Origin of the sequence: Rhodanobacter terrae, assembly GCF_042657005.1 — a bacterium.
GTDB lineage: Bacteria > Pseudomonadota > Gammaproteobacteria > Xanthomonadales > Rhodanobacteraceae > Rhodanobacter > Rhodanobacter terrae.
In genome coordinates, this window is record NZ_JBHSNG010000004.1 from 89,129 (window position 1) to 104,678 (window position 15,550).

Annotated in this window: 15 protein-coding genes; 9 read left to right on the forward strand and 6 right to left on the reverse strand. The window is 63.9% G+C overall.

Annotated features, from left to right (window positions below; all coding sequences use genetic code 11):
- Positions 1–27: 27 nt before the first annotated feature.
- From ACFPPB_RS05595 to ACFPPB_RS05605, 3 genes are all read left to right on the forward strand, one after another.
- Positions 28–1,731 carry a DNA recombination protein RmuC gene (locus tag ACFPPB_RS05595; protein WP_377325194.1) on the forward strand — a complete coding sequence of 568 codons (1,704 nt, stop codon included), beginning with the start codon at positions 28–30 and terminating at the stop codon, positions 1,729–1,731.
- 75 nt (positions 1,732–1,806) lie between these two features.
- Positions 1,807–2,409, forward strand: coding sequence for a GTP cyclohydrolase I FolE (gene folE, locus ACFPPB_RS05600; RefSeq protein WP_377325196.1), 603 nt, complete (start codon positions 1,807–1,809; stop codon positions 2,407–2,409).
- 32 nt (positions 2,410–2,441) lie between these two features.
- Positions 2,442–2,744 (forward strand): EF-hand domain-containing protein, encoded by a 303-nt coding sequence (locus ACFPPB_RS05605; RefSeq protein ID WP_377325468.1) that lies wholly within the window; start codon positions 2,442–2,444, stop codon positions 2,742–2,744.
- A gap of 3 nt (positions 2,745–2,747) precedes the next feature.
- Here ACFPPB_RS05605 and ACFPPB_RS05610 read toward each other — a convergent pair whose 3' ends face one another.
- On the reverse strand, positions 2,748–4,493 hold the full coding sequence (locus ACFPPB_RS05610; RefSeq protein ID WP_377325198.1) for a winged helix-turn-helix domain-containing protein: 1,746 nt from the start codon (positions 4,491–4,493) through the stop codon (positions 2,748–2,750).
- 174 nt (positions 4,494–4,667) lie between these two features.
- On the opposite strand from ACFPPB_RS05610, the gene ACFPPB_RS05615 reads away from it, so the two are divergent.
- A complete protein-coding gene (locus ACFPPB_RS05615) occupies positions 4,668–5,144 on the forward strand; it encodes a hypothetical protein (protein ID WP_377325200.1) in 477 nt (158 codons plus the stop codon).
- Between the two features lie 38 nt (positions 5,145–5,182).
- On the opposite strand, the gene ACFPPB_RS05620 is transcribed toward ACFPPB_RS05615, so the two are convergent.
- Genes ACFPPB_RS05620 through ACFPPB_RS05640 form a run of 5 tightly spaced genes read right to left on the reverse strand, consistent with a single transcriptional unit; the run spans position 5,183 to position 9,562 of the window.
- The gene (locus tag ACFPPB_RS05620; RefSeq protein ID WP_377325202.1) at positions 5,183–6,388 is read right to left on the reverse strand and encodes an ABC transporter permease; all 1,206 of its coding nucleotides are present in this window, start codon (positions 6,386–6,388) and stop codon (positions 5,183–5,185) included.
- Positions 6,385–7,119, reverse strand: coding sequence for an ABC transporter ATP-binding protein (locus tag ACFPPB_RS05625; RefSeq protein WP_377325204.1), 735 nt, complete (start codon positions 7,117–7,119; stop codon positions 6,385–6,387). The genes ACFPPB_RS05620 and ACFPPB_RS05625 overlap by 4 nt, the downstream gene beginning before the upstream one ends.
- An 11-nt stretch (positions 7,120–7,130) precedes the next feature.
- Complete coding sequence (locus tag ACFPPB_RS05630) at positions 7,131–8,708, reverse strand: alpha/beta hydrolase (protein WP_377325206.1); 1,578 nt, start codon at positions 8,706–8,708, stop codon at positions 7,131–7,133.
- 5 nt (positions 8,709–8,713) lie between these two features.
- Positions 8,714–8,911: a helix-turn-helix transcriptional regulator gene (locus ACFPPB_RS05635; protein WP_377325208.1), complete on the reverse strand. Its 198-nt coding sequence runs from the start codon at positions 8,909–8,911 to the stop codon at positions 8,714–8,716.
- A gap of 33 nt (positions 8,912–8,944) precedes the next feature.
- On the reverse strand, positions 8,945–9,562 hold the full coding sequence (locus ACFPPB_RS05640) for a hypothetical protein (protein ID WP_377325210.1): 618 nt from the start codon (positions 9,560–9,562) through the stop codon (positions 8,945–8,947).
- A 424-nt stretch (positions 9,563–9,986) separates the two neighbouring features.
- On the opposite strand from ACFPPB_RS05640, the gene ACFPPB_RS05645 reads away from it, so the two are divergent.
- The 5 genes from ACFPPB_RS05645 (at position 9,987) to ACFPPB_RS05665 (ending at position 15,538) form a co-directional block, all read left to right on the forward strand.
- Complete coding sequence (locus ACFPPB_RS05645; protein WP_377325212.1) at positions 9,987–10,517, forward strand: fimbrial protein; 531 nt, start codon at positions 9,987–9,989, stop codon at positions 10,515–10,517.
- 92 nt (positions 10,518–10,609) lie between these two features.
- Entirely contained in the window at positions 10,610–11,359 is a 750-nt protein-coding gene (locus tag ACFPPB_RS05650) for a fimbrial biogenesis chaperone (RefSeq protein ID WP_377325214.1), read from the forward strand.
- A 59-nt stretch (positions 11,360–11,418) separates the two neighbouring features.
- Entirely contained in the window at positions 11,419–14,142 is a 2,724-nt protein-coding gene (locus ACFPPB_RS05655; protein ID WP_377325216.1) for a fimbria/pilus outer membrane usher protein, read from the forward strand.
- Positions 14,139–15,254, forward strand: a complete 1,116-nt coding sequence (locus tag ACFPPB_RS05660) for a fimbrial protein (RefSeq protein ID WP_377325218.1) — start codon at positions 14,139–14,141, stop codon at positions 15,252–15,254. Before ACFPPB_RS05655 ends, ACFPPB_RS05660 begins: the two co-directional genes overlap by 4 nt.
- On the forward strand, positions 15,254–15,538 hold the full coding sequence (locus tag ACFPPB_RS05665; RefSeq protein ID WP_377325220.1) for a fimbrial protein: 285 nt from the start codon (positions 15,254–15,256) through the stop codon (positions 15,536–15,538). The genes ACFPPB_RS05660 and ACFPPB_RS05665 overlap by 1 nt, the downstream gene beginning before the upstream one ends.
- Positions 15,539–15,550: the final 12 nt, after the last annotated feature.

Sequence of the window (15,550 nt, forward strand, 5' to 3'; positions counted from 1 at the left end):
TCCTTCGACGGGATGAATGCCGTCATCATGCGCCAGCCCGGCCGGGCTTGCCGGCGGCAGTATCCACCGGGGCGGCGGGCGAGATGGCTCGACTGGCGATGGGATGCATTCACGTCAGGGAAGGTTCCAGGCTGCGCCGTCGCAGCAGCTGATACGCCAGCGCGTAAACTGACGGCCTGTCTTGACGCGGAACGCACCATGTCTGTCATCGAACTGCTGCTGCTCGCTCTGGTTGTCGTCGTGCTCGTCGTCATCGCCTTGCAGGTGACCGTGCTGCTGCGCGGACGCGAGGCCGAAAAGGCCCGCGACGACGCCGAGACGAGGTTCCGCGAAACCTCGTCGCGCCTGGCCTACGTGCAGGCACAGGCAGAGCGGGCGGTTGAGCTGGAGAAAGAACTCAAGGCCGTACAGGAAGAGCTTTCCGCAAGACGCGCCGAGCTGGCCAGCATGGCCAGCCAGCACGAGGCGGTGGGGAAAAACCTGGCGACCGCCAACGAACAGATCGCCATCCTGGCAGCCGCCGGCAAGAGCCTGGCCGACGAAAAGAACGGACTCGTCGAAGCGCAGGCGCGACTCGAACAGGAAGTGAAATCCGCCAGACAGCGCGAGGTCGACACCAGCAAACTGCTGGCCGACGCCAAGGAGGAGATGACCAAGGAGTTCAAGCTGATGGCCAGCGCGCTGCTGGAAGAAAAAGGCGCCCGGCTCAACGAGCAGCAGAAAAACACGCTATCGGACCTGCTCGGCCCCTTCAGCAAGACGCTCGACGATTTCAAGGGCAAGGTCGAGGCCACCCGCGAGGCCGATCTCACGGCGCGCGAAGGGTTGATCGCGCAGATCCGCCACCTCACCGAATTGAACCAGGACATCGGCGCCAAGGCCCAGTCGCTTACCAATGCCCTGCGCGGCGAGAGCAAGACGCGCGGCATGTGGGGCGAAGCGGTTTTGCAGCGCATTCTCGAGCTGGCCGGGCTGCGCGAAGGGATCGAATTCCGCACCCAGGCAAGCCATCACACCGACGAGGCCGATGGCCGGCTCATTCCCGACGTCGTGCTGGATCTTCCGCAGGAACGCGCCATCGTCATCGACGCGAAGGTATCGCTGGTCGCCTACGAGCGATACGTCGCCTCCACCGATGACGAGTCGGCCCGGGCGGCGGCGCTGGAAGCTCACTCCGCGTCGCTGAAGCGGCATATCAAGGATTTGTCGGGCAAGAACTACCCGTCCTTGTACAACCTGAAGAGTGTGGATTTCACCCTGCTTTTCGTGCCTATCGAAAGCGCGTTGATGGCGGCCAGCGAAGCCGATCCGGGTCTCGCGCAGTACGCACTGGAACGGCATGTCGCGCTGGTGTCGCCGAACACCTTGTTCACTGTGCTGCGCACCATCGAATACATCTGGCGCGTCGACAAGACCACGCGCAGCATGGAAGAGATCGTCAAGCGCGGCGGCCTGATGTACGACGCCGCGGTGCGCTTCAGCGAGCATGTGGTTTCCATCGGCGACGCGCTGGCCAGGGCGACCGTGGCGACGCAGGCCGCCGAAAAAGCCTTGATCAACCCCAGAAGCGGACTGGTTCGACAAGCGGAGCAACTGCGGGACCTCGGCATCAAGCCCAAGCGGTCCATGCCGAAGAAGCTGTCGTCCGCGGGCGACGATCCGGAGGTCGCCGGGAAATTTCTCGAAAGCGGCCTCGAAGGTACCGATCTGGCCCGCGAGGACGACGCCTGACCGGCACGGCATTACCCGATGCGTGCGCTTGACGCGAACGCTAAACTGCATCACCCGCAAGCCAAAGGCATCCGCATGAGCGACCCGCACAACCCCACCGACGTCACCCGGGAACAAGCCGAGGAAGCCGTGCGCACGCTGCTGCGCTGGGCCGGCGAGGACCCGGCGCGCGAGGGCCTGCTCGACACGCCCAAGCGGGTGGTCAAGGCGTACCGCGACTGGTTCTCCGGCTACGAATCCGACCCGGGCGACTACCTGCGCCGCACCTTCAAGGAAGTGGCCGGCTACGACGAGATGGTGGTATTGCGCGACATCGAGTTCGAGAGCCATTGCGAACACCACATGGCGCCCATCATCGGCCGCGCCCATGTCGGCTACATGCCGACCAGCCGGGTCGTCGGCATCAGCAAGCTGGCGCGCGTGGTGGAGGGGTTCGCACGCCGCTTCCAGGTGCAGGAGAAACTCACCGCTGAAATCGCCCAGTGCATCCAGGACTCCTTGCAGCCCGCCGGCGTGGCGGTGGTGATCGACGCCAGCCACGAGTGCATGACCACCCGCGGCGTGCACAAGCGCGGCGTGTCGATGATCACCAGCCAGATGCTGGGCACGTTCCGCGACGACGCACGCACCCGCGCGGAGTTCCTGCAGTTCATCGGCATCCACGGCGGCGTACGCTGAACGTGCGTCCTGGCGGGATCGCGCTGACGCTGATGTTGCTGGTGCCTTCGGTCCTGCTCGCGCAGAACTCGCGCTCGGAATACCTGCGGCAGTTCGACAGCAATGGCGACGGCCGGGTCAGCGAGGCCGAGTACGTGGCGTACATGAGCCGCGGCTTCCGCAGCATGGACCGCAACGGCGACGGCATCCTGCAAACCGATGAACTACCCGGCGGCCGCGGCCAGCCGATCACGCTGACCGGCTTCCAGGACAACCTGCGCCGCCAGTTCCACAAGCTCGACCGCAACCACGACGGCTACCTCGACGCGCGCGAGCTGACCGCGCCGCCGCGCTGAGCGTTACCCGCCTGTCGCTGGCGATCGTGCCACTGCGGTGATTCCGATGCGCGCATACATATCCGCCATGCGCGGATCGGCGCGGTAGGGATCCATGATCGGATTGACCCCGAGCGTATCGAGGTGACGCGAGCGACCCTGTTCGGCACGTTCCAGCCATGCGAAAACCTGGCCCGCATCGCCGAGTCCCGCGTAAACCTGGGCCATGTCGTAAGGCGGCACGTAGCGATCGCTTGATCGCTCCAGCAAAGCATCGAGTTGTACCAGCGCCTCGTCGCGCCGGCCGGCCACGGCATGAGTCCAGGCGATCAGCCATAACGCGCCGTTATCACCTACCAGTTCGTTCGCACGTTGTGCGCTGGCCGCCGCGGCGGCGTGTTCGCCATGTGATCCGAGTACCTGAGCCAGCCAGTAATGCGCCATCCAGAAATGCGGCTCACGTTCGAGCGTGCCCTGTAGGTGTTCGATCGCGCCTGCGTATTGGCGATTCCAGTAGTAAAGAAAGCCCTCGGTAACGTCGATCGGCAGCGAGGTCGGGTCCAGCTCGCGCGCGCGGCGGATCTGCGCGAACGCTTCGTCGGGCCGCCCCGACGTCATCAGCAGGATCGCGTAGCGATGATGTGCGTTCGTGCAGTTCGGATCGAGTTCCAGCGCACGGCGATAGGCCAGTTCGGCGCCGGCCCAGTCGCGATCGTATTGCACCAGCGCATGGCCGAGCGCGTAGTGCGCCACCGGCACTCGATCGTCAATGGCCAGCGCGCGCAGCGCCGCTTCGCGCGCCAGCGGACCGACCTCGTGCGGCGGCCTCGCACCCATCACGCCCTGGATCGTGTAGACGTCAGATAACTCTGCATGGGCCAGCACATAGCCCGGATCGAGCGACAACGCCTGCCTGAAGCAGTCGACCGCCCGCTTCAGCGCCGGCGGCGAACGCTGTTCGACGAAGAACCGCGCCAGCGCGTAACAGCGCCAGGCTTCGGAGTTGTCGGTGTAACGCCGGGTCAGCCGGATCCGCTGGTCGTAGGTCAGCCGCAAGGCCAGTGCGACGCTGGCCTTCTCCGCCACCGCGTCCTGCAGGGCAAACAGGTCATCGGCCTGCGTGTCGAAAATATCGGCCCATTGCTGCCGTCCTTCGGCGACGTTGAGCAGACGCATGCTCACCCGCACCCGCGCCGCCGCCCGCTGGATCGTCCCTTCCAGCACCGCATCCACGCCGAGCCGGCGTCCGACCTCCAGCGGATCGTGTTGCTGCCCGCCGAAGCGACACACCGACGATAAGGGCCGCACGACCAGTTCGCCGATGCCGCTGAGTCGCGTGATCAGAATGTCGGCCATGCCGGTTTGCAACGCTTCGTCCCGCTCCGGCTGCAGCAGCCGGAACGGCAATACCGCCAGCGTGCGCAACGGTTTCATTGACAGCGCCGGATCTGCCGATGACATCGATCGCACCTCTGCGACGAACCGGTAGCCGCGCCCCGGCACGGTCAGGATGTAACGATGCTCGCCATGCGTTTCGCCCAGCGCCCGGCGCAATGCCGAGATGGCCTGATTGAGGTTGTTCTCCTCGACCACCCGCGACGGCCACACCGCCTGCATCAGCTCATCCTTGTCGACCAGCTCGCCGCTGCGTTCGAGCAGGTGCAGCAAGGTGTCGAAAACCCGCGGCGTCAGCGCCACCGGCGTACCGCTCCGCGACAGCGCACGCGCGGCACTGTCCAGACAGAAGTCATCGAACGCATAGCGGGTCACGGCCTGTCCCTCGGGACGACGGCGTCGCCTTTCAGAAATCTTCAGACCGATTCTAAGGACTCTTCGGCCCGACAGCGCAAAAGATGCGGACACGGTGCGTTCCACCCGGCGCGCCGTTCCGACAACTGCGTGGGGGTCCTCATCATGAAACAGCATCACTGCAACAAATCACTCGTGGCTGCGACCGTATTCGCCGCGCTCATGGGCGTCGGCTCCAGCGCCTCCGCCGCGGGCATCGACGGCACACCGGCTTCCTGGCTGCCGGCACCGCTGCGCCTGGTTGGCGTGTGGGACGTCAGCGTGACCTTGCGCGACTGCGTCAGCGGCAACGCCGTGGTGACGTTTCCGGCGATGAACCAGTACGCGGCCGATGGCAGCGAACTGGAACTCGGCGTCAACATGTCACCCGCCACGCGCTACCCCAGCCTGGGCACCTGGCACTTCCTCGCCCTGGGCAGGTTCGCCTCGGAGTTCAAATTCTTCCGCTTCAACCCGGACGGCAGCTACGCAGGCACCCAGGAGGTCAGGCGCACCATCACGCTGAGCAACGACGCCAATCGGTTCACCTCCACTGCCAGCGTGGCGATCTACGATCCGGCGCACCACCTGGTGAAGAACGGCTGTGCCACCGAGACGGCGACGCGCCGTTGATCCCTTGCGGCCTGATGCACGCGGGTTTCCCGCGTGCATCAGGCCGAGATCGCCAGACGCTCCGAGCGGTACAGCTGGATCGTCGCCAGTATCGCGACCAGCGCCGCCGCCAGGGTGCCGGCCAGGCACAAGCCGATCTGTCCGGCGCTGACGCCATCGCCGCGCAGCAGCTGCATGATGCCGAGGTTCTGGCCCAGCAGCGGTATCGCGTACATCCACGCCTGCGCCTTGATCGGCATGAACGACAGCAGCAGGCTGGGAATGATCGGCACCAGCATCAGCAGCGAGAGGTAGGTCTGCGCCTCGCGGTAGCTCTTCGCGAATGCCGCCACCATCGACTGCAGCGCCGACAGCAGGAGCACCAGCGGCAGCATCAGCAGCAGCACGTAGGCGGCGAAGTGCACGCCGAGATCCAGCTCCATGCCGATCTTCTCGGCGGGAATGAACTGGCCGATCACCGCGAACGCCAGCAACGAAATCAGCAGGCTGGTCGTGGAGAACACGCCGATCGCCGCCAGCTTGCCGCACAGGATCTTCCAGCGCGGCACCGGGTTGGCGAACAGCGGCTCCAGCGACTGCCGCTCGCGCTCGCCGGCGGTGAGGTCGATCGCCAGATACATGCCGCCCATGAAGATGGTGATCACGAAGAAATACGGCAGCATCGCGAACATCAGTACCGCGCGGGACTGCGGCGTGGCCTGGTCGCGCCTGGCCACCTGCAGCGGCCACGCGGTGCTCGGCGACATGCCGCGCGCGACCAGCCGCATCGCGCCCTGCTGGCGCGCATAGCTTTCGACCAGACGGGTCACCCGTTCAACCGAGGTGTTGGCATCGCGCTGCGAGGAGTCGTAGAACAGTTCGACCTGCACCGGCTCGCCCTTGCGCCAGGCCTTGCCGTAGTCGGACGCGATGCGCAGCACCACATCGGCGTCCTGCTTGCGCACGGCCAGTGCGGGATCGGCCACCGCCGCGCCCGGCACCACGCCGCCGGCGCGCAAGGCATCGAGCAGATTGGGCGCGTACTCGGCGCCGATCACCGGCACCGGCAGCGGCTTCTCGGCCTTGTCCAGCTCACGGTTGAGGGTGATGTTGATCAGCATCACGAAGATGACCGGCCCCAGCAACGGGCCGGTGAGGAACGCGCTGATCAGGGTACGCCGGTCGCGCAGGTTCTCCTTCACCTCCTTCAGGAACACGGTGAGGAAGGCGCGGCTGCGCTGCCGTTTCGCGGGGGCGGTATTCATGCGGCCAGGCCCTCGTCGCTGCCGATGATCTTCACGAACGCGTCCTCCAGATTGTTCTCGCCGGTCTGCGCACGCAGCGCGTCCGGCGATTCGTCGGCGACCACGCGGCCGTGCGCGATCACCACGATGCGGTCACACAGCGCGGCCACCTCCTGCATGATGTGGCTGGAAAACAGCACGCAGCGGCCCTCGCCTTTCAGCCGCGCCATGAACTGGCGCAATGCGCGGGTGGCCATCACGTCGAGACCGTTGGTCGGCTCGTCGAGGATCACGTTGCGGGGATCGTGCACTAGCGCGCGGGCGATCGCGGTTTTCACTCGCTGACCCTGCGAAAAACCCTCGGTGCGGCGATCGGCGATGTCGCCCATCTCCAGCGCCTGGATCAGCGCGTCGCGTCGGCTCTCTAGCAAATCCTCCGGCAAGCCGTGCAGCCGCGCGAAATAATCGACGTTCTCGCGCGCGGTCAGCCGCTTGTACAGGCCGCGCGCATCCGGCAGCACGCCGAGCTGGCGGCGCACGCCGAGCGGATCGACCGCCGCGTCGATGCCGTCCACCAGCACCTGGCCGCGATCGGGCGTCATCAGCGTGTACAGCATGCGCAGCGTGGTGGTCTTGCCGGCACCGTTGGGGCCGAGCAGGCCGGTGATCTCGCCGTCGCGGGCGGTAAAGCTGACGCCGTCGACGGCCTTCACCGTGCCGAACGCCTTGTGCAGGTCCCTTACCTCGATCATGGCGCTGCTCCTTAAGGGGTCGAACCGTTGAAGTCGATGAAGATCGGGGTAGGCCGCAAGCGGTCCAGGCAGCTCGCGTCCAGCGCTTTCGGATCGGGTTTTTCGATGAAGCGCTGGACCAGCTGCGGGGCGCAGCCCACCGCCATCACGCTGTGCGCCTGGCCGTTCAAGACCAGCACGCGTGCGTTCGGCAAGCCCCTGGCCACCTCCTCGGCGTAGCGCGGCGGCGTTACCGGATCGTACTGGCCGGCCAGCAGCAGGACGGGCTTGTCGGTTTTCAGCGGCCGATGGAAATCGGCCGGGCGCGCGCCCTTCGGCCACACCGAGCAGACCGCGCCGAGCGCGTCGATCATGTGCGTGCCGAGGATGGTGCCGGCATCCTGCGGTCGCGGCGTGAGCAGGTCGGCATCCTCGCTGCAGATCACCGAGTACTGCATGCCGCTGCCCATCAGCTCGGCCAGGTCGGAGGACAGTATCTTGGCCTGGCCCAGCAGCGGACCCACGTCGCCGTGCGCCGCCGCGTCGATCGACAACGGCAACAGCGCGGCGGTGGCCGGCGTATACGCAAACATCCGCATCACGCTGGCCAGCGAGTTCTCGTTCAATATCCGCTTGACGGTGCGGTAGCTCTGCGGATCGCGGAAGCTGACCTCGTGCGGATTCGCCCGCAGCGCGTCGCGCAGCTGGTACAGCGTCTGGTCCGGATCGCCGAACTGCTTCTTGCAGGCCGGCTCTGCCGTGCAGCGCGCGAACTGCGCCTTCAGCGCGTCGTCCAGGTTGCGCGCGAAATCCTCGCCCAGCGCCAGCGAGTTCGGCACCACGCTGTCCAGCACCATGCTGCGCACCGCCGCCGGATAACGCATCAGATACTGCTGCGCCATCCGTGTCCCGTACGACACGCCGAGCAGGTCGAACTGCGGCGAACCGATCGCCTTGCGCACGTCCTCCAGATCCTGCGTCGCGATGGTGGTGGTGTAGTAGCGCGGATCGGCGCGGTCGCTCAGCTGCTTGAGGCACTCGGCGGCGGCGTTGCGCATCTTGGCCGCATCGAACGTGCTGTCGTCGTCGGGGCTGACGGTATCGGCGGACTCCTTGCAGGTCAGTTGGTTCGAGCCGCCGGTGCCGCGCTGGTCCAGCAGCAGCACATCGCGATGCGCCAGCAGCGGCTGCAGCACCGCCGCTATCTGGCTGGCCGAATCGGTAGCCGCCTGACCCGGGCCGCCCACCAGAAACACCAGCATGTCCTTGCTTGCCACCTGTGCGCGGGAGCGCAACACGGCCAGCTTGAGCTTGATCGTGCGACTGTGCGGATCGGCCCGATTTTCCGGCACCGGGAAATCGGCGCACCAGGCCGCCGTACTGAGCCCGCTGTTCGGCTGGGCCAGATCGCACGCCGTCAGCGTCAGCGAGCCCAGCGTCCAGCTCTGCGGCTTTGCCGGCGGCACGGCTTTCGTCGCGGCAGCGGATGCGGCGGCGGGCGCTGGCGGCATCGCGGGCGGTTCGCCGCGGTGGAAACGGTTCCAGGCCAGCGCTCCCAAGCCCACGAGCACCGCACCGAGGCGGATCGCGGTACGTCCCTTCAATGCCATGCCCGTCACTCCTCACCCGGTAAGAAAATCGATTCGATCGGACGGCCGAACAACTGCGCGATCTTGAACGCCAGCGGCAGGCTGGGATCGTACTTGCCGGTCTCGATCGCGTTGATGGTCTGCCGCGACACCTCCAGCCGCTCGGCCAGCTCCGCCTGCGACCAGCCCTGTTCGCCGCGCAGTTCGCGCAGGTGGTTATTCATCGGCCACCGCGGATATCGACTGTGGACCCGGCATCACGATGCCTCGTGTTCGCCGCGCCACCGTTTGCGCCAATGCTGGATCGCCCGCAGCAGCGCCCCCGACCCCAGTGCCCCGCTCACGCCGCACAACATGCCGAACTGGTGATCGCCCAGCTGATGACGCCCGAGCCCGGCGACAGCGGCGATGACCAGCGCAGCGAACAGCAGCTGCCAATGCACGGCCACGCCGTTGTCGCACAGCACATCCGCAGCGCCGCCGTAACGGCGGCTGGCCCAGCGGCGCCCGCCGGCATACATCACCACCAGGGTCGGCCATACCCAGATCAGAATCGTGCCGTCCAGCTTGATGATGCCGGCCGCGGCCAGGAAACCACCGGCCAGGCTCAATGTGCTTACCGCCGTGGCCGCCACCGCCAGACCGATCAGGTGGATACGCTGCTCCAGCTCGTCGCTGCCCAGCACCAGCCGCACCATCGCGCGCACCACCAGCAGCACAGCCGCCACCGGCAACAGCGCCATGGCCAGCTTCAGCAGCGCGTTATGCACCTGCGGCAGCAACGGCCACAGCAGAAGCATGATCGCGACATAGGCCGCCATCGCCGGCCAGAACTCGCGCTGATAGCGCCGATGGATGGAACGGGGCTTGCCCAAGGAGATCTCCTGCCACGAGTGTCAAGCAACCTTGACATATTCGCAGGATACGGAGTCACCTCAATCATGTCAAGTATGCTTTACATATGCACTACTCTCCGCGCAAGTGAAGCCCTAATCGCGTCGATCCGATGAACGCGGCCGCCTGAAATAAGTGACGTAGTTCGCACTTTTAGCTGCCATAATTTGTCAGGGATGAACTACAAACGCCGGCCAAATGCCCATGGCGCCTGATATCTCCTCCCTAATCCAGCGGCAGGGGGCTGCAGGTAATCGTTTACATCCGAAGTTTGGCACACCGCTTGCTTTTCCCTCGCCGACCCGCCCGCGCAAAGCTGCAGTCGGGGTGGAGCAGTAGTGCGGACCACACGTCAACCAGCGCGTCGAACCAGTTAGCAATCCAAACATCTTGAAAGGACCACGAATGAACAAGACCCTTCTTTCCGCTGCGCTGATCGCCGGTTTCGGCATCGCAGCATTCGCTCCGCAGACCGCCCGCGCGGACGGTACTATCACCTTCACCGGCAAGGTCGTTGCCAACACCTGTTCGTTCAACGTTAACAGCAGCGGCAGCGCTAACGGCACTGTTGCGTTGCCCGTGGCCTTCACGAGCGCGCTGGCGGCGTCAGGTGCCGTTACCGGAAAAACGCCGTTTACCATTGTCGTGAGCGGTTGCGATTCAAAGCTCACCAGCGTGCAGGAGTTGTTCTCGGGCAGCAACCTCATGGCGGACGGTAATCTGCAAAACACCGCTGCCACCAACAATGTTGAGGTGCAGTTGCTCAATGGCACTACCAACTCGCCAATCAATCTGAATACCGGTGCCAACTCGCCAGTAGGGACTCTTTCAGGTGGTGGCGTTACCCTGAACTATGCGGCTCAGTACTACGCCACCGGCGTGTCCACTTCGGGTTTGGTGAACACAAGCGTGACCTACACGACGAGCTATCTGTAAATCGCGGAACAAACACGCTGCGACGGGAAAATTCCCGCCGCGGCGTGGTTCCGGCACGCGCCGCCATTCATCGATCTGCAAGAGTCCCCTCCATGAATAGTCTTGTCTGCGCGGTTCGCGCGGGTCTGCTGGCGTTGTGCCTGGCTACCGGTGCGGCGAATGCCAGCGTGGTGATCGCCGGCACACGCGTGATCTTCCCGGCCAAGGACGGTGAAGTCACAGTGCGCATGACCAACCAGAACACCACACCAGCGCTGGTCGAAGCCTGGATCGACAGCGGCGACGCGCACTCCACGCCGGACAAGGTGAGTACGCCTTTTCTGATCACGCCCCCGTTGTTCCGCATGGAACCGAACCGCGATCAGAGCCTGCGCATCCTGTTTACCCATAGCGAACAGCCCTTGCCGACCGACCGCGAGTCGTTGTTCTGGCTCAACGTGCTGGAAGTTCCCCCCAAGCCCAGCGGCCCCCAGTTCCAGGGCAAGAATTACCTGCAGGTGGCGATCCGTTCGCGACTGAAGCTGTTCTATCGCCCGGCCGGACTGGCGGGTGATCCTATCAAGGCCGCAAGCGCACTGAGCTTCAAGGCCGCGAGCGCCGCCGGGTTGGGCGCCCTGGTAGTGCACAACCCCACGCCTTACTACGTCACCCTCAGCCAGATCACCGTGAGTGTCGGCGGTACGTCGCACAAGGTTGACACCGGCATGGTGGCGCCTCTTTCCGATTTGCGTTTGGCCATATCGGACCTGAAGCAGGCTCCGAGTGCCGGCAGCACGGTCCAGTACAACTGCATCAATGACTACGGCTCTGACGTTGCCCTCAAGGGGACCGTGTTGCCGTGAAATCCCGACCCGCCACGCACCAGCCATGCATACGCTGGCCTGTGGCGGGCGCTCGCATCTTGCTTTGCGCCGTCATTGCCGCTGCGCTGGCCGGCTGGGCTGGAGGATCGAATGCATCTGCTGCCAATGGCGCAGATGCGTCCGCTGGCCCTGCAGGTGCCAGCGCCAGTGGTGGCTACGCCGATTTCGATCGCAGCCTGTTGTCCGGCGCAGGCCAGAACACCACGGATCTCTCCCGCTTCGAACACGGCAATCCGGTATTGCCAGGCAGTTACAACACGGACATCTATCTCAACAATATTTGGGTCGGTCGGAGTGATGTGCGCTTCGCCGCCACCGCGGCAGACACCAGCGCCACTCCGTGCATGAATCGCAAATTGCTCGACCGACTGGGATTGCGCCCCGTCAAGCTGTCCAACGAAACCACGGCACGCCTGCTGGATCCAACGTCCTGCGTGAGCATCGGCAGCCTGATTCCGGGCGCGACCATGTTGTTCGACATGTCGCAGCTGCGGTTGGACACCAGCGTGCCGCAGGCTTTTCTCGGCCAGATGCCGCGCGGATACGTCAGCCCCGAGTACTGGGACGCAGGCGTGCCGGCAGCGTTGTTGAACTACAACTTCAACAGCTACCACAGCAACAATCAGGGCTCGAGCCAGACCACTTCGTATCTGGGGCTGAATGCGGGTTTCAATATCGGCCCCTGGCATTTGCGTCAGGATTCCACCGTCAACTGGCAGTCGGCCACGGCAGGCTCACCCGCACGGCATCGCTGGCAGAATATCGACAGCTACGTGCAGCGCGATCTACCGTCTTTGCGTGCGCAACTTACGGTTGGTGACAGCTACACCGATGGTCAGGTATTTGACAGTTTCGGTTTGCGCGGCGTGCAGTTGGCCACCGACGATCGCATGCTGCCCGATTCCCTGCGCGGCTACGCACCCGTCGTGCGCGGTACGGCCTACACCAACGCCATGGTGACGGTCCGCCAGAACGGCGTGCAGATCTACCAGGCCACGGTGGCCCCCGGTCCGTTCACCATCAATGATCTCTATCCGACCGGATACGGCGGCAATCTCGATGTCACGGTGACCGAGGCGGACGGTCGCGTGCGCACCTTCGCGGTCCCCTACGCTTCGGTGGCGCAATTGTTGCGCCCAGGCACCACCCGTTTCGGCATCGCCGCAGGTCAGCTGCGCAATGCATCGATGGCGCACAAACCTGATGTGGCGCAGGCCACCATCCAGCATGGCTTCAACAACCTGCTCACCGGCTACGCCGGCATCGAGGCCTCCCGGGGCTATGCCGCCGTGTTGCTCGGCAGCGCGATCAACACGCGTTATGGCGCGTTTGCGGCCGACATCACCCATGCACGTGCGCAGATTCCCGGTTTTGCCACGCAGTCCGGCCAGAGTATGCGCTTGAGCTATAGCAAGATCCTGCCGGAAACCGATACCTCGTTGACGGTCGCCGCTTATCGTTACTCGACCCGCGGCTATCTCAGCCTGGCCGATGCTGCTCTGGCCCGCGACTATGCACGTCGCGGACTCAACGCGTTCACCGACTACGTGCCGCCGACGACCACGTCGATCGATGGTATCCCCGCGCAAACCATCCTGACGCCGGCTCAGCAAGCCGCGCTGTCCGGTAGTATCTACAATCCGATCCTCCGTGCGACCGGGCTGCAGCGACAGCGCAATCGCTTCACCATCACGCTGAATCAGCGACTGGGCGAGCACGGCGGTTCGTTCTATGCGAATGCCTCCGCCAGCGACTACTGGAACCGTACAAACACGGATACGCAATTCCAGCTGGGCTACAACAACTCTTTCCATCGCGTGAGCTACAGCATTTCCGCCACGCGCACGCGCGATTCGCTGGGGCGCTATGACAACGAGTACTTCGCCAGCTTCAGCGTGCCACTAGGCAACGGCGCGCACGCTCCCTCGCTCAATCTTGACCTGACCCGCAGCCACAGCGGCGGCACCCAGGAGCAAGCCATGCTCAACGGTTCCGCCGGCGCCGACGACCAGTTCAACTACGGCGCGACCGCTTCCCACAGCGATGACGCTACTGGCAACTCCGGCAGCATCAATGGCGGCTATCGCAGCCCGTACGCCGTCCTTAACGCCAGCGTCGGCAGCGGCAGCGGTTACTCGCAGGCCTCGCTGGGCATGAGCGGTGCCGTGGTTGCGCATCCCGGTGGCATCACGTTCGGCCAGCCGATGGGCGACACCGTCGGCATCGTCTACGTGCCGGGCGCCGTTGGCGCACACCTGGGGAATGCCGCCGGCGCCCGCATCGACCGCTTTGGCTATGCACTGGTGCCCTATTTGACGCCGTATAGCCTCAATACGGTCACCATCGATCCCAAGGGCTTGCCGCTGGACGTGCAACTCGATGCGACCAGTGCTCAGGTGGCGCCGCATGCCGGCGCGGTAGTGATGCTGAAGTTCAAAACCGAGAATGGTCGCACGGTGATCGTGCGTACCCACCTTGCGAATGGCGATGCGCTGCCGTTCGGCGCGGAAGTGTTCAACGAGAAAGGTGTTTCGATGGGTGTGGTCGGTCAGGCCGGACAAATCCTCGCTCGGGGCATCAATCAAGCTGGCCGGCTTCTCGCACGCTGGCAGGACGACAATGGAACAGAACAGTCTTGTTCTTTCGATTATCGACTTAAGCCGGAAAGCAAGCGCAAACAGGCCGTGAAGCAGTACGAACAAATAAGCACCACCTGCAAAAAACCTGTGGTCGCTGCACCCGTTTCGAGGAGCGACACATGAGATACGGCCCATTTTCCTTGCATCTCACAAGACGAATATCTGCGGTGCTGCTGGCCATCGGTCTTTCGATGGTCATGATGCGCCCTGCAACGGCGGCCCAATCTCCGACATGCAGCGCATCGCCAATGAGCTCAGCCATCGCCATACCATCTCCCATTAGCATTGCGCCAGGTACCCCAAATGGAAAGATTGGTCGGCCATCACCTCCCATCACGGTGAGCATCGATTGTTTAAATGCATATGCTCAAACACCTAATTACTACGACAACTTCAACGTGCAGACCGGCCAATTGGCCGCTATCGACATGGTCACCACTCCCCCGGGAGGAGCTGGCATCATGTTCAAAACCAATGTACCGGGAATTGATGTCCTACTCACCGCGACGCTGAATCAAGCCAGCAGTGGTAACGACGGCCCTAATGGAACTACCGGGTGGTCAATAGGAACAATTTATTGTAATTACGATAGAAATAGGCTTAATTGCAGTCCCAATCCAATTTCGGCCACGTTCATCGCTCAACTGGTCAAGACGGGCCCGGTGTCTCCGGGTCAACTCACCAGTATTAATATCTTGGGCTTTTTTGAGACTGATACGGTCCCCCCTCCACCCGCGAACTGGGGTAATACCACTTACTACAGCGGCGCTTCCTCTCAATTCGGCACACTGACGCTGAACCCCGTGACAGTGTCGATGAGTACCTGCAACGTCGCGACCAGTTCGAAGAACATCAGCGTCATATTGCCAACGATTAGTACAGGCGCATTGCAAAGCACCGGCTCGGTGGCTGGTCAAACAGCGTTCAATATTCAGTACACGTGCCCAGCAGGCTGGGCACTCTACATGACCATGAGTACTGCCACCCCTGGCACTCCACCGGGCGTGATCCTCTCGCCCGCTTCTTGCACCTCAGGCGCATCGGCAACCAATATTGGCGTTCAACTGCTTCAGAGCAATCAACAACCTGTGCAATTCGACGTTGCCCAGTCACTGGGAAGCTCGCCTAATGGCACGCTCCCGCTCACTTACTACGCTCAATACTATGCCACCAGCTCGCCGGTCGGCGCAGGCCCGGTGTGCAGTACGGCGACCTTCACCATGTCCTACCAGTAATGTCACGCGGGCATATCGTACACACCGACACGTTCGCGGCATCCAGTAGTGTACCGGCCGGATACAACAACGTGCTCAAGAGCACCGGCAGCGCCACCGGGCTGGGCGTGGAGCTGCGCGACGGAAACGGCAACACGGTCGTTTTCGGGAACTCCGTGAGCACCGGCGCGGCGCCCTCCGGCGCATTGTCGCTTCCCTACACTGCCCGGTACCACGCCATATCCAATACCGTCACCGCTGGCAGCGTCGCTGCCACGGCGACCTTTACCCTGAGCTACCAGTAATACCTGCGCGGC